24 protein-coding genes and 5 pseudogenes are annotated in these 21,154 nt (G+C 72.9%); 10 read left to right on the plus strand and 19 right to left on the minus strand.

Annotated elements, in window-relative coordinates; translation table 11 throughout:
* The first annotated feature begins 39 nt into the window (after positions 1-39).
* The 4 genes from U6N30_RS15630 (at position 40) to U6N30_RS15645 (ending at position 2,165) form a co-directional block, all read left to right on the plus strand.
* Positions 40-414, plus strand: coding sequence for a hypothetical protein (locus U6N30_RS15630; protein ID WP_324278001.1), 375 nt, complete (start codon positions 40-42; stop codon positions 412-414).
* Positions 415-911: 497 nt separating this feature from the next.
* Positions 912-1,217 carry a hypothetical protein gene (locus tag U6N30_RS15635; RefSeq protein ID WP_324278002.1) on the plus strand — a complete coding sequence of 102 codons (306 nt, stop codon included), beginning with the start codon at positions 912-914 and terminating at the stop codon, positions 1,215-1,217.
* Positions 1,214-1,834 (plus strand): fumarylacetoacetate hydrolase family protein, encoded by a 621-nt coding sequence (locus U6N30_RS15640; RefSeq protein WP_324278327.1) that lies wholly within the window; start codon positions 1,214-1,216, stop codon positions 1,832-1,834. The genes U6N30_RS15635 and U6N30_RS15640 overlap by 4 nt, the downstream gene beginning before the upstream one ends.
* A gap of 16 nt (positions 1,835-1,850) precedes the next feature.
* The gene (locus U6N30_RS15645; protein WP_324278003.1) at positions 1,851-2,165 is read left to right on the plus strand and encodes a hypothetical protein; all 315 of its coding nucleotides are present in this window, start codon (positions 1,851-1,853) and stop codon (positions 2,163-2,165) included.
* A 15-nt stretch (positions 2,166-2,180) separates the two neighbouring features.
* Here the strand turns inward: U6N30_RS15645 and U6N30_RS15650 are convergent, their stop codons facing one another.
* From U6N30_RS15650 to U6N30_RS33940, 4 genes and pseudogenes are all read right to left on the minus strand, one after another.
* A complete protein-coding gene (locus tag U6N30_RS15650; RefSeq protein ID WP_324278004.1) occupies positions 2,181-2,936 on the minus strand; it encodes an ABC transporter substrate-binding protein in 756 nt (251 codons plus the stop codon).
* Positions 2,937-3,142: 206 nt separating this feature from the next.
* The gene (locus tag U6N30_RS15655; protein ID WP_324278005.1) at positions 3,143-3,280 is read right to left on the minus strand and encodes a hypothetical protein; all 138 of its coding nucleotides are present in this window, start codon (positions 3,278-3,280) and stop codon (positions 3,143-3,145) included.
* A gap of 21 nt (positions 3,281-3,301) precedes the next feature.
* Positions 3,302-4,359 (minus strand): annotated as a pseudogene (locus tag U6N30_RS15660) (thiamine pyrophosphate-binding protein); the annotation flags it as partial.
* A gap of 176 nt (positions 4,360-4,535) precedes the next feature.
* A pseudogene (locus tag U6N30_RS33940) lies at positions 4,536-5,296 on the minus strand (IclR family transcriptional regulator).
* Positions 5,297-5,400: 104 nt separating this feature from the next.
* Between U6N30_RS33940 and U6N30_RS15675 the strand changes: the two are divergent.
* The 6 genes from U6N30_RS15675 to U6N30_RS15700 all read left to right on the plus strand — a co-directional run bounded on the left by U6N30_RS15675 (position 5,401) and on the right by U6N30_RS15700 (position 8,303).
* The gene (locus U6N30_RS15675; RefSeq protein ID WP_324278007.1) at positions 5,401-5,595 is read left to right on the plus strand and encodes a hypothetical protein; all 195 of its coding nucleotides are present in this window, start codon (positions 5,401-5,403) and stop codon (positions 5,593-5,595) included.
* 358 nt (positions 5,596-5,953) lie between these two features.
* Positions 5,954-6,184 carry a ferredoxin reductase domain-containing protein gene (locus U6N30_RS15680; RefSeq protein WP_324278008.1) on the plus strand — a complete coding sequence of 77 codons (231 nt, stop codon included), beginning with the start codon at positions 5,954-5,956 and terminating at the stop codon, positions 6,182-6,184.
* Positions 6,136-6,390, plus strand: coding sequence for a 2Fe-2S iron-sulfur cluster-binding protein (locus tag U6N30_RS15685; protein WP_324278009.1), 255 nt, complete (start codon positions 6,136-6,138; stop codon positions 6,388-6,390). Before U6N30_RS15680 ends, U6N30_RS15685 begins: the two co-directional genes overlap by 49 nt.
* Positions 6,391-6,442: 52 nt before the next feature.
* Entirely contained in the window at positions 6,443-7,144 is a 702-nt protein-coding gene (locus tag U6N30_RS15690; protein ID WP_324278010.1) for a cytochrome P450 family protein, read from the plus strand.
* A gap of 59 nt (positions 7,145-7,203) precedes the next feature.
* On the plus strand, positions 7,204-7,653 hold the full coding sequence (locus U6N30_RS15695; RefSeq protein ID WP_324278329.1) for a cytochrome P450: 450 nt from the start codon (positions 7,204-7,206) through the stop codon (positions 7,651-7,653).
* A gap of 182 nt (positions 7,654-7,835) precedes the next feature.
* Positions 7,836-8,303: a family 1 glycosylhydrolase gene (locus tag U6N30_RS15700; RefSeq protein ID WP_324278011.1), complete on the plus strand. Its 468-nt coding sequence runs from the start codon at positions 7,836-7,838 to the stop codon at positions 8,301-8,303.
* Between the two features lie 170 nt (positions 8,304-8,473).
* On the opposite strand, the gene U6N30_RS15705 is transcribed toward U6N30_RS15700, so the two are convergent.
* The 15 genes and pseudogenes from U6N30_RS15705 to U6N30_RS15775 all read right to left on the minus strand — a co-directional run bounded on the left by U6N30_RS15705 (position 8,474) and on the right by U6N30_RS15775 (position 21,153).
* The gene (locus U6N30_RS15705; protein WP_324278012.1) at positions 8,474-8,707 is read right to left on the minus strand and encodes a hypothetical protein; all 234 of its coding nucleotides are present in this window, start codon (positions 8,705-8,707) and stop codon (positions 8,474-8,476) included.
* Positions 8,708-8,735: 28 nt separating this feature from the next.
* On the minus strand, positions 8,736-9,215 hold the full coding sequence (locus U6N30_RS15710; protein WP_324278013.1) for a S8 family serine peptidase: 480 nt from the start codon (positions 9,213-9,215) through the stop codon (positions 8,736-8,738).
* Positions 9,134-9,811, minus strand: a complete 678-nt coding sequence (locus U6N30_RS15715) for a S8 family serine peptidase (protein WP_324278014.1) — start codon at positions 9,809-9,811, stop codon at positions 9,134-9,136. The genes U6N30_RS15710 and U6N30_RS15715 overlap by 82 nt, the downstream gene beginning before the upstream one ends.
* Positions 9,812-10,318: 507 nt before the next feature.
* Positions 10,319-11,740 carry an FAD-binding oxidoreductase gene (locus U6N30_RS15720; protein ID WP_324278015.1) on the minus strand — a complete coding sequence of 474 codons (1,422 nt, stop codon included), beginning with the start codon at positions 11,738-11,740 and terminating at the stop codon, positions 10,319-10,321.
* Positions 11,737-13,277, minus strand: a pseudogene (gene mqo, locus U6N30_RS33945) (malate dehydrogenase (quinone)). Before mqo ends, U6N30_RS15720 begins: the two are co-directional and overlap by 4 nt.
* On the minus strand, positions 13,277-14,215 hold the full coding sequence (locus U6N30_RS15730) for an AEC family transporter (RefSeq protein WP_324278017.1): 939 nt from the start codon (positions 14,213-14,215) through the stop codon (positions 13,277-13,279). The pseudogene mqo and the gene U6N30_RS15730 overlap by 1 nt, the downstream one beginning before the upstream one ends.
* Positions 14,212-14,706: a hypothetical protein gene (locus U6N30_RS15735; RefSeq protein ID WP_324278018.1), complete on the minus strand. Its 495-nt coding sequence runs from the start codon at positions 14,704-14,706 to the stop codon at positions 14,212-14,214. The genes U6N30_RS15730 and U6N30_RS15735 overlap by 4 nt, the downstream gene beginning before the upstream one ends.
* Positions 14,619-15,071: an ATP-grasp domain-containing protein gene (locus U6N30_RS15740; protein WP_324278019.1), complete on the minus strand. Its 453-nt coding sequence runs from the start codon at positions 15,069-15,071 to the stop codon at positions 14,619-14,621. Before U6N30_RS15740 ends, U6N30_RS15735 begins: the two co-directional genes overlap by 88 nt.
* A gap of 54 nt (positions 15,072-15,125) precedes the next feature.
* Positions 15,126-16,580, minus strand: coding sequence for an aldehyde dehydrogenase (NADP(+)) (locus U6N30_RS15745; protein WP_324278020.1), 1,455 nt, complete (start codon positions 16,578-16,580; stop codon positions 15,126-15,128).
* A gap of 133 nt (positions 16,581-16,713) precedes the next feature.
* Positions 16,714-16,854 (minus strand): annotated as a pseudogene (locus U6N30_RS15750) (L-talarate/galactarate dehydratase); the annotation flags it as partial.
* 172 nt (positions 16,855-17,026) lie between these two features.
* A pseudogene (locus U6N30_RS15755) lies at positions 17,027-17,860 on the minus strand (mandelate racemase/muconate lactonizing enzyme family protein); the annotation flags it as partial.
* Positions 17,821-18,192 (minus strand): enolase C-terminal domain-like protein, encoded by a 372-nt coding sequence (locus U6N30_RS15760; RefSeq protein ID WP_324278021.1) that lies wholly within the window; start codon positions 18,190-18,192, stop codon positions 17,821-17,823. The pseudogene U6N30_RS15755 and the gene U6N30_RS15760, both read right to left, overlap by 40 nt.
* Positions 18,156-19,151, minus strand: a complete 996-nt coding sequence (locus tag U6N30_RS15765) for an enolase C-terminal domain-like protein (protein WP_324278022.1) — start codon at positions 19,149-19,151, stop codon at positions 18,156-18,158. Before U6N30_RS15765 ends, U6N30_RS15760 begins: the two co-directional genes overlap by 37 nt.
* A gap of 37 nt (positions 19,152-19,188) precedes the next feature.
* On the minus strand, positions 19,189-20,067 hold the full coding sequence (kdgD, locus tag U6N30_RS15770; RefSeq protein ID WP_324278330.1) for a 5-dehydro-4-deoxyglucarate dehydratase: 879 nt from the start codon (positions 20,065-20,067) through the stop codon (positions 19,189-19,191).
* A gap of 192 nt (positions 20,068-20,259) precedes the next feature.
* Positions 20,260-21,153, minus strand: a complete 894-nt coding sequence (locus tag U6N30_RS15775) for a LysR substrate-binding domain-containing protein (protein WP_324278023.1) — start codon at positions 21,151-21,153, stop codon at positions 20,260-20,262.
* Position 21,154 lies beyond the last annotated feature (1 nt).

The raw sequence follows: 21,154 nt of genomic DNA on the forward strand, positions 1-21,154 counted from the left end.
GCTGCATCCGTCGTGGCTCCTGGGCCCGAAGAGTGCTCGGTGTCCATCCTCGTCGTCGCCGTCCCGGCGCTGCTCGTCGTCGTGCTCGGCTACGTCGTCGGCCACGGCGTGTGGAGCCTGCTCGTCGGGGACGCCGGCGCCGAACCGGCCGGCTGGATCACGGGGCTGGTCCTGCTGGCCGTCGTGGTCCGGCTCGTCGTGCTGGCCTGGCGGCGGCGTGGCGACCGGAGGGGTGACCGGGTCGCCCGGACGCTGCAGGCCTCAGCCGGCGCGGGCGGCCCGGGCCTCGGCCATGAGCCGCTCGAGCTCCCCGTGCGGGATGGCGGAGCCGAAGTCGGTCGCGAACCGGCCCGGCCATGGTCGCGACGTAGACCTGGACGACGTGTCGACCGGTGCGCTCACCGGCGTTGGTGACGGTGAGGGTCGCCGTCGCGGTGTCGTCGCCGGCCGGGGTCACCTGCAGGTCGCCGGTCTCGACGGTCGTGTAGCTCAGCCCGTGGCCGAACGGGTACCGGACCGGTCGGTCGACGGTGGCGTAGTGGCCAAGCTCGCGCTCCGGCTCCACGCCGGGAGAGGCTGTCCTCGGCAAGCGCCCTGCCATTGATGGGCAGCGGCATGGGTCCGGTGACGCCGGTCACCGGTGCTCGATCCGTCGTCGTCGACCCAGCCGGGAGGGACCCCATGAGCTTCAAGTACCTGATCGACCCGTCTAAGGGCCCCAGTGGAAGGGCACGCTGCCCGGCAAGCCGGTCGTCCCCTACGTGCTCCGCAAGGGCGTGGAGCTCGACGTCGTTCTCCCGCCGGAGACGAGGTGCACCGGCCGCCGCGAAGCTGGCGCTCGACCGGACGGTCGACGAGCTGCGCCGGCGTCTCGGCCTCCAGGACGACCCGATGACGAAGGAAGAGGACCGATGAGGATCGTGGGGATGCGCCGCACCGGCGGCGTGGAGGTCGCGGCGCTGTCCGACGACGGCTCGCAGGTGACCGTGATCGCCGGCCTGGAGGAGTTCTGGGCGGACGCAGCCGGGCATCTGTCCCGCGCGGCCGGCGGGGAGACGCTTTCCGCGAGCGACGTCGAGTTCGTGCCCCCGGTCCTGCCGGGCGCCCGGGTGATCTGCATCGGGCTGAACTACCTCAAGCACGTGGCGGAGGGAGCTTCCGCGACCAGGAGATCCCGCCGCACCCGACGCTGTTCGCCCGCTGGACGCAGTCGCTGACCGTCGGCGGCGCCGAGGTCCCCGTCCCCTCGAACGAGGACGGTCTCGACTGGGAGGGCGAGGTGATGGCCTACGTCGGCGCTCCGCTGGTGGACGCCACCCCGGACGAGGCGCTGGCTGCAGTCGTCGGCTACTCCACCTTCAACGACCTCACCTCGCGGCGGGCGCAGAAGCTGACCAGCCAGTGGATCCTCGGCAAGAACGGGGACCGGTCGGGTCCGCTCGGGCCGATGGTCGATGCCTCCGAGGTGGGCGACCTCCGCGACGGTCTCCGGGTGCAGACCCGCGTCAACGGCGAGACCGTCCAGGACGGGCAGACCTCCGAGATGGTGTACACCGTCGGCGACACCCTCTCGCTGGTCTCGCACACCTTCACCCTCCGGCCCGGTGACCTGCTCGCGACCGGCACGCCGTCCGGTGTCGGCTACGCCCGGACGCCGCCGTGGCTGCTCCAGCCCGGCGACGTCGTCGAGGTCGAGGTCGAGCGGCTGGGGTGCTCCGCAACCCGGTCGTGGTCAACGACGCCCGGAAGGACTGAGATGTCCGGCGAGTACCGCCAGTACGTCTTCCCGCACGACCACCCGCGCCTCGCCGAGGTGCGCGGGCTGGACCCCTAGGCGTACGGCCCACGCGATGATGCTGATCAACGGCTTCGTCGGCGAGGTCGTCGACCCGGAGTCGGTCCTCAACGAGTTCAGCTACACCATCGCCCTCTACGGCGAGCCGGACCTCCGCGACCCACATCCACACCGTGCTGCGCACCCTCCCGGCAACGACTACGGCCGGGCCTGGGTGCGGCAGTGGCAGTGGCAGGAGCCTCCACCGAGATCTGACGACCGCGCCGGGGCCCGGCAAGGCGAGCCCACGCCGTCGGGGTGGGCTCGCCCTGCCGGGCGGTGCGGAGCTACTCGGCGATCATCTCCGAGACCTCGAACTCCTCGGAGATGAGCCCGTACTCGAGCATCAGGTCCGCCATCTTCTGCAGCTGCTCCGGGTTCGGCTCGGCGTCCCATTCCGGCATCCCCACCTGCTCCACCACCTCGGCGGGCACCTGGGTGTAGGTGGGCACCAGTTCCACGAGTCGCTCGCGGTTGTCCTGCAGCACGTCGACCGAGTCGGACAACGCCGCCCTGAACGCCTCGACGGCGTCCGGGTTCTCCTGGACGAACTGTTCCGTGGTGAGCCAGCCGGCCACGGGCATGTCGTCCACCGGGCCGCTGAAGAGGGAAACAGCATCCTGTCCCCGTTCGCGAGGGAGGATGCCTGGAACGGCTCCACCTGCCAGATGGCGTCGACGTCACCGGCGTCGAGCGCACCCTGCATGTCGGGCAGGGGCAGTTCGACGAAAGTGACCGTCGAGCTGTCGACGCCGGCGTCCTCCAGGACCGCCCGGACGGCGACCGTGCCGATGTTCTGCAGGTTGTTCACCGCCACCCGCGCGCCCTCGAGGTCGGCCGGCTCCTGGAAGGGCGAGTCCTCGTTGACCATGATCCCGTGGTCGTCCGCACCCACGTCGTTGCCGGCGATGATGCGGATCGGCAGCCCCTGCTGCGCCGCCAGGAGCGCTGAGGTGTAATTGCCGTAGGTGATGTCGTACTCCCCGGCGATCAACGACGGGATCGCCTGCGCGCCGCCCGACGTCTGCTCGAGCGTCACGTCCAGCCCCTGCTCGTCGAACAGGCCCTCCTCGTCGGCGTGCACGGCGGTCGCCGTGTGCACCAGGGGAAGTAGCCGACGGTGAGCTCGAGCGGGCCTTCGTCGCCGCCTCCGCCGCCTCCGCCGCCATCGTCGTCCGACGAGCCGCAGGCCGCGAGCACGAGCGCGGCAGCGCAACTCACGGCCAGACCTGTGGAGCGGCGACGCCGGCGACGGCGACCTTCCTCACGGGCGTGGATCAATGACCTCTCCTCTCCGGGGCTCGCAGGTCACTCACCTGCGAAGGAATGGGCCAGCACCCAGGACGGGAAGCTGGTGATCTTGGCGTCGATGACGAGCGGCGTCGCGCGGGGACCCGACAGCCAGTCCCGCACCGCCGCCAGGTCGTCGACGGTGCGCACGGTCACCCCGGTGCAGCCGAATCCGCGGGCGATCCCGGCGATGTCGGTGTCGGGGAAGACCACCGTGCCCATCGAGGCTCCCTCGGGCGCGAAGTGGTGGACCTCGGCGCCGTACGCGGCGTCGTCGTAGACCACGACGACCAGGGGAGAGACAGCCGGACGGCGGTGTCGAGCTCGGCCAGGCACATGAGAAAGCCGCCGTCACCGATGGCGGCGACGGCGATCCGGTCCGGCAGCGCCACTGCCGCACCGATGGCAGCAGCCAGCGCCATCCCGATCGACTGGAAGGCCAGCGGCAGGCAGAAGCCCTGCGCGTCGGGGACGTCGAAGAACATCGCCGGGTATCCGTTGAAGTTGCCGCCGGCCGGCACGACCACGCGCCGGCTGGGCAGGAGGCCGTCCAGGGCGATGGTGAGCGTCCGGGGTCGATGTGCTCCGCGTCCGAGGTGTCCTCGTACGGCTCGTCCTGCCACCGCCGGCCGGCCGTGAGTTTCTCGGCCACCAGCTCGGAGCGGTAGTCCGGACGCGGCCGCGTCCGGGGACGGGCCCGGCAGCACCCTCCGGGGCACGGCGGGTACGGCGCCGGGCCTCCAGTCCACCTCCTCCTTCTGGACGTCCAGTGGCAGGTTGAGCACCACGGTCCGGCGTTCCAGGAGTGCCCGCGAGAAGGCTCGTGCCGTGTCGGCCACGGCGGTGCGGGCACCGTGAACGCGTTCGGGCGTCGCCCCCAGCGCGCCCACCACCGCCGCCTGCTCGATCCAGAAGTTGGAGGTCGTCTGGGTCGGAGGCGTATCCCCGGTCACGACCAGCACCGGCGACCGGCTCTTCACTGCCTCGGTGATGCCGGTGAGCGCGTTGGTGAGACCGCATCCCTGGTGCAGGCTGACCACTGTCACCTCACCGGTCAGCCGCGCGTAGGCGTCGGCCATGACGGCGGCGCCGTGCTCGTGCCGGGCGGCCACGAATCGGGCGCCCGCGTCGATCAGCGCGTTCGTCACGTGGAAGTTGCCGCTCCCGACCACCCCGAAGACGCGCCGGACGCCGAGTTCCCCGAGCGTGCGACCCACGGCCTCGGCGACCTTCACGTCCTCCGGTCCGCGGTCCCGCGCCGGCGCGCTCCTCGCGCGCCGTGTGCCGGCGCGGCTGCCCTGCAGTCCCGTGGAGCCCCTGACATCCCCTCGTCGCTGGGTGAGATGCGGAGCATGCGGCGCAGGTCACACCGAACGACAGAAAACTCTCACTGAGCGAGAGTGCCGGACGATCAGGCCGAGACGTGGACCTGGCACAGGGACCGCGTCACTCCCCTGGCGGCCGCCATGAGCGCCGGCACCTGCGCCGTCGCCCGCCCGTCGTTCGGGACGATGACCGAGAGCGCGGCGACGACCTCCTGCAGTCCGTTGCGGACCGGCACAGCGACGCCGGCGGCGTCCTCGTGGACGTGCCCCGGAAGCAGCGCGTATCCCTGCCTGCGGACCTGGACCAGCATGGCTCCCAGCGCTTCGTGACTGGTGATGGTCCGGTCGGTGTATCGATCCAGGGGTGTGCATACAGCCCGCTCCTGCAGCTCGCGGGGCCGTGCGCGAGGAGCACCAGGCCGGACGAGGAGATGTGCAGCGGCAACCTGCCGGCGATCCGCGAGAAGTTCACGACGGCGTCACGCGCCGTGAGTCGCTCGATGAACAGCACGTCGTCGCCGTCGAGGACGCCCAGCTGGACGTGGTGGCCCACGACGGCGTGCAGGTCCTCGAGGTAGGGCATGGCGGCGTCCCGGAGCGACAGCGTCGGCGAAGCCCGTAGTCCCAGTTCCCACATCCGTCGGCCCATCCGGACCTCGCGATCCGGCCCGCGCTCCAGCAGCCCGTGCTCGACCAGTTCCGCGATGAGCCGCGAGGCGGTGGCGAGGTGCAGCCCGGTGCGCCGCGAGATCTCCGAGACCTGGAGAACGGTGTCGTCCGGGGAGAACGCCTCGAAGATCCGGACGGCGCGCGAGAGGACCGACTCCCCTGTGCCGGTACGAACCATGGCCGCAGTCTCCCACTTGTTGTGGTTTGCGTCTCAATCAATGAGAGTTTGCTACCGACCGCCCGGTGCGCCTTGCATGCTCCCCGGGACGACGAGGAGGTCGGGTGCTGACACTCGAGAACGGGGCAGCCGCTCCCGCGCAGCCCCCGCACCGCGGGACGTGGCCACGCTGCGCGTGCTGCGCAAGACCCTGGTGGCCGACGGCGTGCTCACGCTGGAGCTCGGCGCACCTGACGGCGGGCGGCTACGGGACTGGACGCCCGGATCCCACATCGACCTGGCGCTCGCCAACGGGATGACCCGCCAGTACTCGCTCTGCGGTGACCGGTGGGATCCCTTCACCTACCGCGTCGGGGTGCTGCTGGAGCCCGCGAGCCGGGGCGGGTCCACCTACGTCCACGACGTCCTGGCACCCGGCGATCTGGTCGGCGTCGGCGGACCGCGCAACAACTTCCCGCTGGTGCCGTCCGAGGAGTACCTCTTCATCGGGGGCGGCATCGGCATCACCCCGCTGGTGCCCATGGTGCGGCAGGCCGAACAGCTCGGGGCCGACTGGCGGCTGCTCTACGGCGGCCGACACCGGGCATCCATGGGGTTCCTGGACGAACTGGCCGCGTACGGCGAGCGGGTGCAGGTGGCCCCCAGGACGAACAGGGCTTGCTGGACCTGCGCGGTTTCCTCGGCGAGCCCCGGCCCGGGGTGCGGATCTACTGCTGCGGTCCGGCGCCGCTGCTCGCCGCAATCGAGGCGGTGTGCGCCGACTGGCCGCCGCACGCGCTGCGCACCGAGCGGTTCGTCGCGGAGGAGCGCGCCGCCCCGGTGCGCGACGCCCCTTCGAGGTGGAGCTCGCCCGCACCGGCCGCACGGTCACCGTCACCCCCGACATGACCGTGCTGGACGCCGTCGGCGCCGCGGGCGTCGAGGTGCTGTCCTCCTGCCGGCAGGGCATCTGCGGCACCTGCGAGACGACGGTGCTCGCCGGCCGGCCCGACCACCGCGATGCGCTGCTCGACGACGACGAGCGCGACGCCGGCGACTGCATGTACATCTGCGTCTCCCGGTCCTCCGACGAACGCCTCGTCCTCGACCTCTGACATTCGACCCCTGACTTCCGACCTCGGACATCTCTCGACCGGAGGCACTGCCGTGACCACCACGCTCGACGCCGGGACCGCCCTCCCCACCAGCGACGCCGACCCGTTCTCGCACGACGTGCTGGAGGACCCGCTCCCCCTGCACGCCGCGCTGCGCGAGGCAGGCCCGGTGGTGCACCTGTCGAAGTACGACGTCTACGCGCTCGCCCGGTACGAGGAGGTGCACGACGCGCTGGTGAACTGGCAGGAGTTCCAGTCCGCGGCCGGCGTCGGCCTCAGCAACTTCCGCTACGAGAAGCCGTGGCGCCCGCCGAGCCTGCTGCTGGAGGCCGACCCGCCGCGCCACGACGCGCCCCGCAGCGTGCTCACCAAGGTCCTGAGCCCGCGCGCGCTCCGCCGCCTGCGGGAGGGCTGGGTCGCCGATGCCGAGCAGCTCGTGGACCAGGTGCTCGCGGGCGCGACCGAGTTCGACGCGGTCCGGTCCCTGACCGAGGCCTTTCCGCTGCGCGTGTTCCCCGACGCCGTCGGCATCCCGCAGGAGGGGCGGGAGAACCTGCTGCCCTACGGCGACCACGCCTTCAACGCCTTCGGCCCCAGTAACGACCTGGTCGCCAAGGGTGCGCCGCGGGTGGCGGAGCTGTCGGGCTGGGTGAACGACCAGTGCCAGCGCGACGTCCTGGCGCCCGAGGGCTTCGGCGCCGACATCTGGGCGGCCAGTGACCGCGGCGACATCACACCGGAGCAGGCCCCCTGATCGTCCGCTCCCTGCTGACGGCCGGCGTCGACACGACCGTCCACGGGCTGTCCGCCGTCCTGTACGCCTTCGCCACCAACCCCGACCAGTGGGCACGTCTGCGCGCCGAGCCGTCCCTGGCGCGGATCGCCTTCGACGAGGCGGTCCGGTGGGAGTCGCCGGTGCAGACGTTCTTCCGGACGGCGACGACCGACGTCCGCGTGGGCGAGCACGTCGTCCCCGACGGCAGCAAGATCCTGATGTTCCTCGCCGCGGCCAACCGTGATCCGCGGCGCTGGACCGATCCCGACTCCTTCGACCTCGGCCGCGACCCGTCCGGCCATGTGGGCTTCGGGATGGGGCTCCACCAGTGCGCGGGCCAGCACGTCGCCCGGCTGGAGTCGGAGGCGCTGCTGTCCGCCCTCGCCCGGCGGGTGAAGGCCATCGAGCTCGCCGGTCCGACGACGCGGCACCACAACAACACGCTGCGCGCGTGGGAGAGCATCCCCGTCCGCGTCGACCTCGCCTGAGGTCTGACCAGCAGAGCTGAGCGCAGCGCGGCGGGGTCCGACGGCGTCGGGCGTAGGTCGGTGACCGTCACACCGACGCCGAATGCACCCGGAGGGAACAGACCTCCACGTCAGGCCGGGAGCACGACGACAACCGGCCCCTGATCTGGACGGACGTCCGACAGCAGGCCGCACGCACTGCGATGATGGACCAGTTCCTGCGGGCCACCGACGGCGACGACTTCGTCGGCCTGCAGATCGACACCGCCCAGCGGTTCGGCTCCGAAGGGCTCATCGCACCGCCGGCGGACCAGCAGACCCTCGCCCACGGCATGGAGCGCCGGCCGCAGGCCCTCGGCGCCGCCGTCCGCCACGCGGCCGCAGTCCTGCCGGACACGCCGCTGCTCGTGACCGAGAACGGGATCGCGACGGCCGACGACGAGGACCGCATCGCGTTCACCGACGAGGCGCTGCGGAGCCTGGCGGCCGCGATCGCCGACGGCGTCGACGTGCGCGGCTACGTGCACTGGAGCCTGCTGGACAACTTCGAGTGGATGCTCGGCTTCGCACCCACCTTCGGCCTGGTCGCCGTCGACCGGGAGACGTTCACCCGCACACCGAAGCCGAGCCTCGCGTGGCTGGGCGAGGTCGCCCGCCGCAACGCTGTCTGAGCGGCGGCCGAGACGTCGGCGCGACCCGGCGACCGCACGCTTGTGCTCTGCCCCGCTGAGCGGGGCAGAGCACAAGCATCTGAGAAGCGCCCCGGCCGTCCCCGCCGCCACGTGCGCGGCGGCGCATCCGTCGGTGGGCGTCATCACGCACGAACCGGCCTCAGCCCAGCTCACTGCACGGGCGCGTCCGGTGGCGGGAGCTGATGGGTCAGCTGCGCGTCCACCGAGGCGACGCCCTCGACGCCCCGAAGGGCGTCGAGGGTGTCGTCGGGCGCCGAACCGGTGACGATCCCCAGCGTGCCGAGCACCTGTTCGACCTCCAGGCCGGAGGCGCGCAGGCTCTCGACGACGCCGTCCAGGCTGTCGCGGTGACCGTCGCCGACCGTGACGCTCACGTGGGTCATGGCGCGCAACCTACGCCCGCGAGCTGCCTCACTGCGGCGCCAGGCACAGCCCGCAGCCCGCGTCGACCGACGGCATCATCAACCGCTCGCTCTCCTGGCAGAGCGTCGCCCAGAGCTCCAGCCCACGACGCCCGGTCTCCTCGGCCCACAACGCCGCGATGCCGGCGACGTGCGGAGTGGCCATGCTCGTCCCGCTGATCGAGCGGTAGCGCGTCGGCATCGGCCAGGACGAGAGGACCTGGAACCCCGGCCCGGCGATGTCGACCTGGCCACCGCGGGCCGGCAGGCTGCGGGCCGAGAAGAAGGCCATCTCCAGCTGCTGGTCCAGCGCGCCGACGGCCATGATCTCGGGACTGTTCGCCGGAGCGCCCACGAAGCCCGGCTTGCCGCTGCGCCGGTCGGCGTTGTTGCCGGCCGCCGCGATGATCAGCGACCCCTTCTCCAGCGCCCGGGCGCCGGCCGCGGAGTACGGCGGGTGCGCCTGCATGACGTCGGCACCCAGCGACATCGAGATGACCGGGCAGCCGTTGGCCACGGCCCAGTCGATGCCCGCGAGGATCCCCCGTCGGTGCCGCTGCCGGCGTCGCTGAGCACCTTGCCGACGAAGACGTCCGCCTCGTAGGCGACGCCGTAGCGCGGTCCGGTCGACGGCGAGCGGGGTCCGCAGGAGGTCCCGATGCAGTGCGTGCCGTGCCCGTGGCCGTCCTGCGCCTGCTCGCCGGGCACGAACGACTGCGCCGTCACGTTCCGTCCGGCGAAGTCGGGGTGCTCGAGGTCGAAGCCGGTGTCCAGGACGGCGACCCCGATCCCCCGGCCGGACCGGGGCGAGGAGTCGGCCCGGACCGCCTGGATGCCCCAGGTGGCCTGCGGCGTGTCCTCGAACAGCGGCGCCGCACGGGCCCCGGTGACCGCGCCGTGGCCGTTGCCGTCGGCGGCGTGCAGGACCCGCTGGGCCAGGTCGTCGACCCCGTCGCGGTAGGCGCGGGTGTACTCCAGCACGTCCTGCAGCACGTGGTGGACCAGCTCCGGGGAGACCGAGAGCACCCGACGGCCCGGGGCGTCTGCGGACTGGAGCATGGCCACCTGGGTCGGATCGGCGGCCACGACGGCGATGCCGAGCTGGCCGAAGACCGTGGCCTGCGCGTCGTGGATCGTCCCCGACGGCAGGCCGCCGGACTCGAAGTCGCGGGAGTCGGCGACCTCGGAGATGCCGGCGCGGCCCCAGTCGACCCCGGGGCGTCGTCCTCGTCGGCGAAGACGACGATCTGACGACCGGTGGTCTCGGGCTGGATCACCGCCCCCACGCGGCCGTCGACCGGCGAGCCTGACTCTGCCGAGAAGCGCGGATCGATCACTGTTCCCCTCAGACCCGGGATGGAGACCGACCGCGGGAACGAGCGGCTCCGCTCCCCTTTCCGCCGGCAGGACTGCTCGGCAGGAGGAAGAGTTCTCGCCACCACCGACAGGTTCCAGAGAGGCGCGTGCAGGCGGCCCGCCACGCAGCGTCCGACGGCGCTCCGTCACCCGGAGAAGTCGCGCGCTCGCCCGCCGCACCATCTCCGTGACGGTGCGGTGACGGATCGCTGGCGCTCCCGGACCGCCGGACGTCCGCTACCCGGCCGGGAGGACCTTGCCGGGGTTCATCAGACCGCGCGGGTCGAGCAGGTGCTTGAGGCTGCGCATCAGCTCCAGCTCGAGCCCGTCCTTGTAGTCGGCGATGACGTCGCGCTTGCTCTGCCCCAGGCCGTGCTCGGCGCTGATGCTGCCCGCGAAACTGCTGGTCGAGCCGTAGACGATCCGGGCGAGCTCGTCGGCCCGGCCCCGGAAGGCGTCGTCGTCGGAGTCCACCGGCTTGCTCAGGTTGTAGTGCAGGTTGCCGTCGCCGATGTGGCCGTAGGTGACGATCCGGATCCCCGGGACGGCCGCCCGGAGAGCGAGGTCCGTCCGTTCGACGAAGGCCGGGATGCTGGTCACCGGGACGGTCACATCGTGCTTCAGGCTCGAGCCCTCGGCGTTCTGCGCCTCCGAGATCCCCTCGCGCAGCGCCCACAACGCTGCGACCTGCGCCGAGCCGGACGCCACGACCGCGTCGCGGGCCACGTCCCGCTCGAACGCCTCCGCCAGTGCGGCCTCGAGCAGCCCGTCCAGGCCCGCGTCGGGCAGGGTGTCGCCCAGCTCCACGAGCACGTACCAGGGGTGGACGGCGGGGAAGAGGTCGCGCGTGCCCGAGGCGTGGCGCAGCACGAAGTCCACGCTCTGCCGCGACATGATCTCGAACCCCGTCAGCCGGTCGCCGCACAGCGTGCGCACGGTGCCGAACAGGTCGACCGCCGCCTGGGCCGAGGCCAGGGCCACCCACGCCGTCGCCCGGCTGCGGAGGGCCGGGAACAGCTTCAGCACCGCGGCCGTGACCAGCCCCAGCGTGCCCTCGGCGCCGATGAACAGGTGCTTGAGGTCGTAGCCGGTGTTGTCCTTCCGCAGCCCGCGGAGCCCATTCCAGATCCGGCCGTCGGGCAGCACGACCTCGAGCCCGAGCGTGAGGTCGCGCATGGTGCCGTACCGGAGCACTCCGGTGCCGCCCGCGTTCGTCGACAGGTTGCCGCCGATGGTGCAGCTGCCCTCCGAACCCAGGGAGAGCGGGAACAGGCGGCCCTCGGCAGCGGCCGCCTCCTGCACCGTCTGCAGGACGACGCCGGCTTCCACCGTGATCGTCTGGTTGACCGGGTCGACGGACCGCACCCGCCGCATGCGGTCCAGCGAGACCACGACCTGCCGGCCGGACGCGTCCGGCACCGCCCCGCCGCACAGCCCGGTGTTGCCGCCCTGCGGGACGACCGCCGTCCCCTCCTCGCTGCAGATCCGCACGACCGCGGCGACCTCGTCGGTGCTGCCCGGCCGGACGACGGCCGCGGCGGTCCCCGACCAGGCGTTGCGCCAGTCGCTCAGGTACCCACCCAGCTGCACCGGGTCGGTGACCAGGCCGGCGTCGCCGACCACCTCGCGGAGCCGGTCGGTCAGTGCGGGGACGGTCATGCGGGGTCCTTCCGTCGGTCGACGGCCGCCGGGTCGAGGCCGAGGACCCGGCGGGCCGCTCGCGTTCGGGCGGCGAGGTCGTCGGGGTCGGGTGTGGTCCCGCCGGCGGCGGTGGGTGCGATCTGGTGCAGCCGGGGCGCCCAGCCGGCCACGCGGTCGGGGAAGCCGGCCGCCAGCAGGTCGACCATCGTCGCCGCTGCCGTCGAGGCGCCGGGCGAGGCGCCGAGCAGGGCGGCGAGCGACCCACCGGCCGAGGTGAGGACCTCGGTGCCGAAGCCGACCATCGCCCCGCGGGAGCCCTGCAGCTTGAGGACCTGCACCCGCTGCCCGGCGGTGACCAGCTCCCAGTCCCCGCCGAGACCTCCGGGACGAAACTCCGCAGGGCCTCGAGCCGGGCCCGGTCGGTCTGGGCGACCTGCCGCACCAGGTAGGCCATCAGCGAGCGGTTGTCGCGGGCGGAGGCCAGGAGCACCGGCAGGTTGCCCCGGCGGACGGAGCGGACCAGATCGGTGCGGCGCCCGGTGCGCAGGAACCGCGGCGAGAAGGCCGCGAAGGGGCCGAACATGAGGTACTCCCGACCGTCCACGGTGCGGTGGTCGAGGTGCGGGACGGAGATCGCCGGCGCTCCCGGCGCCGGGTGCCCGTAGACCTTGGCCCGGTGGGCCGCCACCAGGTCCGGGTGGGCCGTGCGGAGGAACTGACCGCTGATCGGGAAGGCGCCGTACCGCCGCACCTCGGGCACGCCGGCCCGTTGCAGCAGCGGCAGCGTCCCGCCGCCCGCACCGACGAACACGTACGGCGCCCGGAGCCGGCGGGATGCCCCCGACGCCCGCTCCCGGATCCCGATGTGCCAGGCCCCGGACGACCGGTCCAGCGACGTCACCTCCTGCCCGAGCCGCACGGCCCCGCCCCGGGACGCCAGGGCGTCGAGGAGCCGGCGGGTCAGCACCCCGAAGTCGACGTCGGTGCCCTGGCCGGACCGGGTGACCGCGACCGGCCCCTCGTCGGGTCGGTTCCCGAACATCAGCGGCAGCCAACCGGCGAGCACGTCCCGGTCCTCGCTGAACGCCGTCTCCGCGAAAAGCGGGTGCTCGCGCAGGGCGTTCCACCGGCCCCGCAGATGGGCCACACCGTCGGCGCCGTGACCGAAGCCCAGGTGCGGCACCGGGCGGACGAAGTCCCGCGGCGCCCCGAGCAGCCCCTGCTCCACGAGGTGCGCCCAGAACACCAGCGACGCCGCGAACTGCTCCCCGATCCGCACCGCCATCGACACGTCGACGGAGCCGTCGGGCCGCCGGGGCGTGTAGTTGAACTCGCAGAGTCCGGCGTGGCCGGTGCCGGCGTTGTTCCAGGCGTTCGAGCTCTCCAGCCCGGCCTCCGGCAGGCGCTCGACGACGGCGATCCGCCACCCGGGCTCCAGCTCGGCCAGCAGCATGCCCAGGGTGGCGCTCATGACGCCGCCACCGACGAGCACGGCGTCGAACTCCTCCACCGCAGCGGGTACCACGGCCTCTCCTCTCATCCGAGCAGCAGTCATCAGAACACCGGTTCACCGAGCAGCACCGCGATGCCGACGAGGACGGGCACCGACAGCACGGTGCTCAGCAGGATGACGTCCCGCACCAGCAGCGTGCCGCGGTCGTAGGCGGCGGCGTAGACGAAGACGTTCTGCGCGGTGGGCAGTGCGGAGGTCACCGTGACGGCCAGCAGCGCGACGCCGTCGAGGCCCGCGCCCCAGCGGCCCAGCGCATAGGCGATCGCCGGCATGACGAGATTCTTCAGGGCGACGGCCAGCCAGACCTGGCCGGCGAGCGCGCCGGCGGCGGGACGGGGCGCCCCGTGCAGGGTCATCCCGTACGCGAGCAGCGCCGCCGGCACCGCCAGCGCCGCGATCAGCTCGATCGGCTCGAGGACCAGCGACGGCAGCTCCCACCGGCTCGCCGCGAGCAGCAGCCCCAGCGCGCAGCCGATGACGACCGGCGTCCGCAGCGGCTGAGCCAGGAGGGTGCGCCAGGAGGGTGCCGAACCGTCCGATCCCGAGCCGGCCAGCACCGCCAGGCCGAGCGGGGCCATCACCAGGACCTGGAAGAGCAGCACCGGGGCGACGTAGGAGGCATCCCCGAGGATGTACACCGAGACGGGGATCCCGAGGTTGCCCGCGTTGACGTAGGACGACGACAGCGCACCCGCCGCGAGCTCGGCGGCGGGCAGCCGCCATCGCCACCGGGCCAGGGCGGCGAAGAGCAGTGCGGTGAGCACGGCGCTGCCCGCCGTCCCGACCAGCGCGAACGACAGCACTGCATGGGTGTCGGCGCGGCCCAGGGTGAGGAACAGCAGGGCCGGGGTCGCGACGAAGAAGGACAGCCGGGACAGGATGCCCGGGGCCTCGGCCCCGAGGACGCCGAACCGTCCCACCACCCAGCCGACGGCGATCACCGCGGCGAGGGCGGCGAAACCGCCCAGCACGCCGGTCACCGCTGCAGTTCCGCCTCCACCGCGCGGACGAGGGATCCGGCGGCCTCCGGGGCCTGGGGCAGGAAGAGGCTCGGCTCGGTCAGCTCGAGCTCGAGCACCACCGGCCGTCCGGCGGCGTCGTCGACGAGGTCGATCCGCGCGTACAGCGGTGTCGCCGCGCCGGGCACGAGGGTGGCGATCGAGGAGAAGACCGACCCGGCCAGCTCCCGCTGGGCGACGGTCGGCTGCACACGGCGCAGGTCCCCCGGCTGTCCCGGTCCTGCCGCACGCCCTCCCCTGCCGGAGCAACGGGCCCTTGCGGACGGCGTGGGAGAACCGACCGCCGATGAACAGCATCGCGGTCTCCCCGCCTCGTCGACGCTGGCGAGGTAGGGCTGCAGCATCGCCGTGCGACCGGCCGCGATCAGCTCCGCCGCGTGGGCGAGCGCCGCGGACGGGTCGGCCCAGCGGGCGGTGTCCCGCGAGCCGGCGGACACCGACGGCTTGACCACCCACTCCCCGCCTCCGGCAGGCCGCCCGGGTCCCAGGGGTCCCAGACGGTCGGCACGACCGGCAGGCCCGCCCGCTCCAGGTCGCGCAGGTAGACCTTGTCGCTGTTCCACCGCAGCAGCTCGACGGCGTTCCGCAGCTGCGGGACCGAGCCGGCCCACGCCAGGAACTCCTCGAGCCGCCAGGCGTAGTCCCAGCAGGAGCGGACGACGACGAGCTCGAACCGCGACCAGTCGACGGCGTCGTCGTCCCACCGCAGCCGCGCCACCGGGGAGCCGGCATCCCGGAACGCCGACGCGGCCAGCGGCAGGTCCGGGTCCACCCGCAACCCGCGTTCGGAGGTGGCGAGCGCAACCCGCTCAGTCACCGGGGAGCTGCAGTTTCCCGTCGATCCGCCGCGGGATGCCCCGGAAGTCCTCCGTCAGCTCCTCGGGCAGGACCTCCTGGGGGCGCCCTGCCAGGTCACCGGCCGCAGGAACCGGCGGATGGCGGTGGTGCCCACCGAGGTGTGCTGGGAGTTCGTCGACGGCCAGGGCCCGCCGTGGTGCTGGGCCCACGAGACCGCCACGCCCGTCGGGTAGGCGTCGTAGACCAGGCGGCCGGCGCGCGTGCGCAGCTCCTGCGAGACCGCGAGCGGCAGGTCGGTCTCGCCCTCCCCGCGCAGGACCGTCGCGGTGAGCGACGACGGCATCCGGTCCAGCGCCGAGAACAGTGCCTTCTCGTCGTCGTACCGCGCCACGACGGCGACCGGGCCGAAGCACTCCTCGGTCACCTCGTGCGGCAGCTGGGCCGCCGAGGTCGTCAGGAGCAGTGGCGTGGCCTGGAACCCGGGGCCGGTGGGAGCGCTGCCCTGCGCCACGGTCCGCACGTCCGGAAGGTCGGCCAGGCCGGACGAGATCCGCCCGAACGAGCCGGCGATGCCCTCGTTGAGCAGCGTCTGCGGCGCCGCGCCGCGGACCGCCTCCGCCATCGCGTCGACGACGGCGTCGCCCTCGGGGCCGGCCGGGACGAAGGCCAGGCCCGGCTTCGTGCAGAACTGCCCGGCGCCGAGGGTGAACGACCCGACGAGCTCGCCGCCGATCTGCGCGCCCCGCTCGGCAGCGGCGCGCGGCGTGACGACGACCGGGTTGAGGCTGGACAGCTCGCCGAAGAACGGGATCGGGTCCGGCCGCTGCTCGATGATCGCCAGCAGCGCCTTGCCGCCGTTGACCGAACCGGTGAAGCCCACGGCGCGGATCGCCGGGTGGGCCACCAGGTCGGCGCCGGCCTGCACGCCGTGCACGAGGCCCAGCGTCCCGTCCGGGGCGCCGGCGCCGCGCGCGGCCTCGGCCATGAGGTCGAAGACCAGCTGGGAGGTGGCCGGATGGGAACCGTGCGCCTTGACGACCACCGGCGAACCCGCGGCCAGGGCGGAGGCCGTGTCGCCCCCGGGCACCGAGAACGCGAGCGGGAAGTTGCTGGCCCCGAAGACGGCGACCGGGCCGATCGGCACGAGCATGCGGCGCAGGTCGGGCCGCGGGCCCATCGGGGTCGGGCCGGCGTGGTCGATCGTCGCCTCGAGGTAGCTGCCCTCCTCGAGGACGTCGGCGAACAGGCGGAGCTGGTAGGCGGTGCGGGTCAGCTCGCCGTTCAGCCGGGTCGGGCCCAGCCCGGACTCCCGGTCGGCGACGGCGACGACGTCGTCCCTGCGGGCCTCGAGCGCGTCGGCCAGCGCACGCAGCAGGCCGGCCCGGCCGGCCCGGCCCATCGCGTCGAGCGCAGGTGCCGCGGCGAGGGCCGCGGCGACGAGCCGCTCGACCTCGGCGCCGGTGGTCTCCTGCGCGACGACCTCGGCGGTCTCGCCGGTCCGGGGATCGATGCTGATCACGTCTGCCATGGGGTTCCTCCGGAGGGTGGGCGGGTTCAGCGGGGGCGTCGACGTGCACGCGGTCGACCGTCCACGCGCGGGCCTGCTCGGTCAGCGTGACACCGAGGCCGGGACGGTCGGACAGGTGCATCCGCCCGTCGCGGGTCTCGAGCCGCTCGTTGAACAGCGGGTGCAGCCAGTCGAAGTGCTCCACCCAGGGCTCGATCGGGTAGGCGGCTGCGAGGTGGACGTGGATCTCCATGGCGAAGTGCGGTGCGAGCCCGAGGTTGCGGTGCTCGGCCAACGTCGCCAGCTTCAGGAACTGGGTGATCCCGCCGACGCGGGGGCGTCGGGCTGGAGGATGTCGACGGCGCCCTGGCGGATGAGCTCGTAGTGTTCGGCGACGCTGGTGAGCATCTCCCCGTGGCGATCGCGGTGTCCAGCGAACGGGCGAGCTGAGCGTGCCCCTCGGCGTCGTAGGCGTCGAGCGGCTCCTCGATCCACACCAGGTCGTACTCCTCGAGCCGGCGGCTGACCCGCATGGCCGTCGACCGGTCCCACTGCTGGTTCGCGTCCACCATCAACGGGACGGCGTCCCCGAGGTGCTCGCGCACCGCCCGGACCCGGCGCAGGTCCTCGGCGGAGTCCGGCAACCCCACCTTGATCTTGATGCCTCCGACGCCGCTCTCCAGCGTCCGGGTGGCGTTGTCCTTCACCTGCTCGATCGACTCGTGCAGGAAGCCGCCGGAGGTGTTGTAGCAGCGCACCGAGTCCCGGTGCGCGCCCAGCAGCTTGGCCAGCGGCAGGCCGGCCCGCTTGGCCTTGAGATCCCAGAGGGCGACGTCGACAGCCGCGATCGCCTGCGTCGAGGCGCCGCTGCGCCCCACGGACGCGCCGGCCCACACGAGCTTGGTCCAGAGGCGGGCGATGTCGTTCGGGTCCTCGCCGATCAGGTCGGGTGCGACCTCCCGGGCATGGGCGAACTGCGCGGGCCCACCGGCCCGCTTGGAGTAGCTGAAGCCGACGCCCTCCAGCCCTGCCTCCGTGCGGATCTCGGCGAAGAGGAAGGCGACCTCCGTCATCGGCCGCTGTCGGCCGGTGAAGACCTTGGCGTCGCTGATCGGGTTGGGCAGCGGCAGGGTCACCGACGACAAGGTCACCGACTCGATGCGGTCGACGACCGCGGAGGCCGTGGACGGGCTGGTGGCTGCGGGCACGGCGGTCGACGTCACGGGGCTCTCCATGCTCTCGGGGGACGCGGTGTCGGTGCTCAGCGGACGAGGCACGGACGCTTGGGGTCGAAGGTCCATCCCCGCACCAGGTACTGCATGGCGACGGCGTCGTCGCGCGCGCCGAGCCCGTGCTCCCGGTAGAGCTCGTGCGCGGCGGCGAGGGCGTCCCGATCCAGCTCGACGCCCAGACCCGGGGCGGTCGGCACGGCGATGGCGCCGTCCCGGATCTGCAGCGGGGAACGCGTGAGCGGCTGCCCGTCCTGCCAGATCCAGTGCGTGTCCAGGGCGGTGATGGAGCCCGGGGCGGCCGCACCGACCTGGGTGAACATCGCCAGGGAGATGTCGAAGTGGTTGTTGGAGTGCGAGCCCCACGTCAGTCCGAAGTCGTCGCACAGCTGCGCGACGCGCACCGACCCCGCATCGTCCAGAAGTGCGGGTCGGCCAGCGGGATGTCGACGGCGTCGGCCCGGACGGCATGGGCCATCTGCCGCCAGTCGGTGGCGATCATGTTGGTGGCCGTCGGCAGGCCGGTCGCCCGGCGGAACTCGGCCATCGTCTCCCGACCGGAGAAGCCGGCCTCGGCTCCGACGGGGTCCTCGGCGTAGGCGAGGACGTCGCCCAGGCCGCGGCACAGCTCGATCGCGTCGGCGAGCAGCCAGCCGCCGTTGGGGTCGAGGGTGATGCGGGCGTCGGGGAACCGCTCCGCCAGCGCCCGGACGGCGGCGACCTCCTGCTCGCCGGGAAGCACGCCGCCCTTGAGCTTGAAGTCGGTGAACCCGTACCGCGCCTGCGCGGCCTCGGCCAGGGCCACGACCGCCTCGGGCGTCATGGCCTCCTCGCGCCGCAGCCGCTCCCAGTCGTCCGCTGGGTCGCTCTCGGCCAGGTAGGGCAGGTCCGTCGCCGTCCGGTCGCCGATGTAGAAGAGGTAGCCGAGCATCGGGACGCTGTCGCGCTGCTGGCCGTCCCCGAGGAGCTCGGCCACGGGGACCCCGAGGCGCTGACCCAGCAGGTCCAGCAGTGCGGACTCCAGGGCGGTGACCGCGTGGATGGTCGTCCGCAGGTCGAAGGTCTGCAGGCCGCGGCCGCCGGCGTCCCGGTCGGCGAAGGTGGCCGAGACCTCGCGCAGCAGGCGTCCGTAGGCGGCGATCGACTGCCCGACGAGGAGCGCCCCGGCGTCCTCGATGGTGCGGCGGATGGCCTCACCACCGGGCACCTCACCCAGCCCGACCCGGCCCCCGCTGTCGGTGACGATCGCGATGTTGCGGGTGAAGAAGGGTCCGTGCGCGCCGCTGAGGTTCAGCAGCATGCTGTCGTGCCCCGCGACGGGGACCACCTCGACGGTGGCGACGGTGGGCGTCCGGCCGGTCATGCGGTCCTCCGGGGTGCGGGCTCGAGCAATTCGGCCGTCACGAGACCTTGTGCACCAGCGTGGTCAGCTCGGCGAGCTCCGCCTCGGTCAGGTCGGTCAACGGCGGGCGCACGCGGCCGCCGTCCCGGCCCACCGCGGTCAGTCCCGCCTTCACGATGGAGACCGCGTACCCCTTGGTCCGGTCCCGGATGTCGATGTAGGGGATCACGAAGTCGTTGAGCATCGAGTAGACCGCCACCCGGTCCTGGGCACGGACGGCCGCGTAGAAGCGCAGCGCGAACTCGGGGAGGAAGTTGTACAGCGCCGAGGAGTAGGTGCTCACCCCCAGCTGGAGCAGGGGCAGCGCGAACGTCTCGGCCGTGGGCAGGCCCCCGACGTAGATCAGCCGGTCGCCGACCTTGGCGTAGGTCCGCGTCATCTGCTCGATGTCGCCGACGCCGTCCTTGAGCCCGATCAGGGTGGGGTTGCGGTCGGCCACCTCGGCGACGGTGCTGTCGGTGAGGACGGCGTTGGCGCGGCTGTAGACGATGACGCCGAGGTCGGTCGCCCGGCACACCGCACCGATGTGCTCGACGAGTCCGGCCTGGCTCGCCTCGGTGAGGTAGGGCGGGAAGAGCAGGAGCCCCGAGGCGCCGGCCTCCTGCGCCGCCTGCGCCTGGGCGACCGCCTGCGCGGTGCTGCCGGTGGCCGGGGCGAGGACCGGGACGCGGTCTCCTGACTCCTCCACGGCGATGCGCAGCACGCGGTCGATCTCCGCCGAGGTCAGCGAGAACCCCTCGCCCGTCCCGCCTGCCGCGAACAGCCCGGCGACGTCGAAGCTCGACTGCCAGGCCAGGTGGTCGCGGTACCGGGCCTCGTCGACGCGGAGGTCGGCGTCGAAATGGGTGACCGGGAAGGAGAGCAGGCCGGACTTCAGACGGTCGGCGAGAGCGTCGGGGGCAACAGCGTCACGGGATCAGGTCCTCGGGGTCCGACGGGTCCGCCCGGAGTCCGACGGCGGGGCGCCGGTGACACGAGCGGTGGTCGGCGTCACCGTAAGAACCTCCGACGATGCGTGTCCAAGAGCTGTTTCGCATCGATCGATTCCCTGCCGGCATCGTCCATTCCGTCAGAAGGAGGCGTCGACCCGCTCCAGCAGCTCGAGCACCCGCCACAGCGCGGGGTTGCGCGATTCCCGCACCCACAGCAGGTGCAGCTCCACGGGGTCGGGCACCGGGGTCTCCAGCCGGACGAATTCGACGCCCTCGATGGGCAGCCGCGCCGCCGAGGCGGGCACGAAGGCGATCCCGCGGCCGGCGGCGACCAGCCAGAGCATGGTGAGGACCTGGCTGACCGTGTGCACGACGTTGCCCGACGCGGTCGGCACCATGCTCACGACGAGGTCGTAGAAGTAGCGCGCCTGGGTTGGCGAGTGCATGACGACCGGCTCCGCCGACAGGTCGTCGGCCACCACGTCGCGCCCCAGCTCCAGCAGCCGGTGCCCGGCCGGGACGGCGACGAGCAGCGCCTCGCGGTGCAGGAGGCGGGAGCCGAAGGTGTCGGCGTCGAAGGGTGGCCGCGCCAGCCCGAGGTCGACCTCCTCGTTGAGCAGCGCGGCGATCTGCTCCCGCGTGACCATCTCCTGCAGGTCCAGGCCGATGTCGGGCAGCCCGCGGTCCACCTCGTTGAGCAGCCGCCCGAGCGTTCCGTACGTGGACGCCGCGGTGAACGCGATCCGCACGACGCCGTGCGAGCCCGACGACACCCGGCGGGCGAGCTCGGGAGCGGTCTCGGCCAACGAGAGGAGCCTCCGCGCCTCGCCGAGGAAGACCTCCCCGGCGGCGGTGAGCGCCACCCTCCGATTGTCGCGCTCGAGCAGCTGCGCTCCGACCGCCCGCTCCAGTTTCTGGATCTGGCGACTGAGCGGCGGCTGGGTCATCCTGAGCCGTTCGGCCGCCCGTCCGAAATGGAGCTCTTCGGCGACGGCCAGGAATCCACGAAGTTGCTCCAGCGTGAAGGCCATG

Source organism: Blastococcus brunescens, assembly GCF_035320885.1.
Lineage (GTDB): Bacteria > Actinomycetota > Actinomycetes > Mycobacteriales > Geodermatophilaceae > Blastococcus_B > Blastococcus_B brunescens.

Excerpts from the sequence above, each read along its gene's own strand:
- U6N30_RS15710 (WP_324278013.1), bottom strand. The coding sequence starts at position 9,215 with ATGTCGCTGGGTGCCGACGTCATGCAGGCGCACCCGCCGTACTCCGCG.
- U6N30_RS15645 (WP_324278003.1), top strand. The coding sequence starts at position 1,851 with ATGATGCTGATCAACGGCTTCGTCGGCGAGGTCGTCGACCCGGAGTCG.
- U6N30_RS15635 (WP_324278002.1), top strand. The coding sequence starts at position 912 with ATGAGGATCGTGGGGATGCGCCGCACCGGCGGCGTGGAGGTCGCGGCG.
- U6N30_RS15765 (WP_324278022.1), bottom strand. The coding sequence starts at position 19,151 with ATGACCGGCCGGACGCCCACCGTCGCCACCGTCGAGGTGGTCCCCGTC.
- U6N30_RS15720 (WP_324278015.1), bottom strand. The coding sequence starts at position 11,740 with ATGACCGTCCCCGCACTGACCGACCGGCTCCGCGAGGTGGTCGGCGAC.
- U6N30_RS15705 (WP_324278012.1), bottom strand. The coding sequence starts at position 8,707 with ATGACCCACGTGAGCGTCACGGTCGGCGACGGTCACCGCGACAGCCTG.
- U6N30_RS15775 (WP_324278023.1), bottom strand. The coding sequence starts at position 21,153 with ATGGCCTTCACGCTGGAGCAACTTCGTGGATTCCTGGCCGTCGCCGAA.
- U6N30_RS15745 (WP_324278020.1), bottom strand. The coding sequence starts at position 16,580 with ATGGCAGACGTGATCAGCATCGATCCCCGGACCGGCGAGACCGCCGAG.
- U6N30_RS15700 (WP_324278011.1), top strand. The coding sequence starts at position 7,836 with ATGATGGACCAGTTCCTGCGGGCCACCGACGGCGACGACTTCGTCGGC.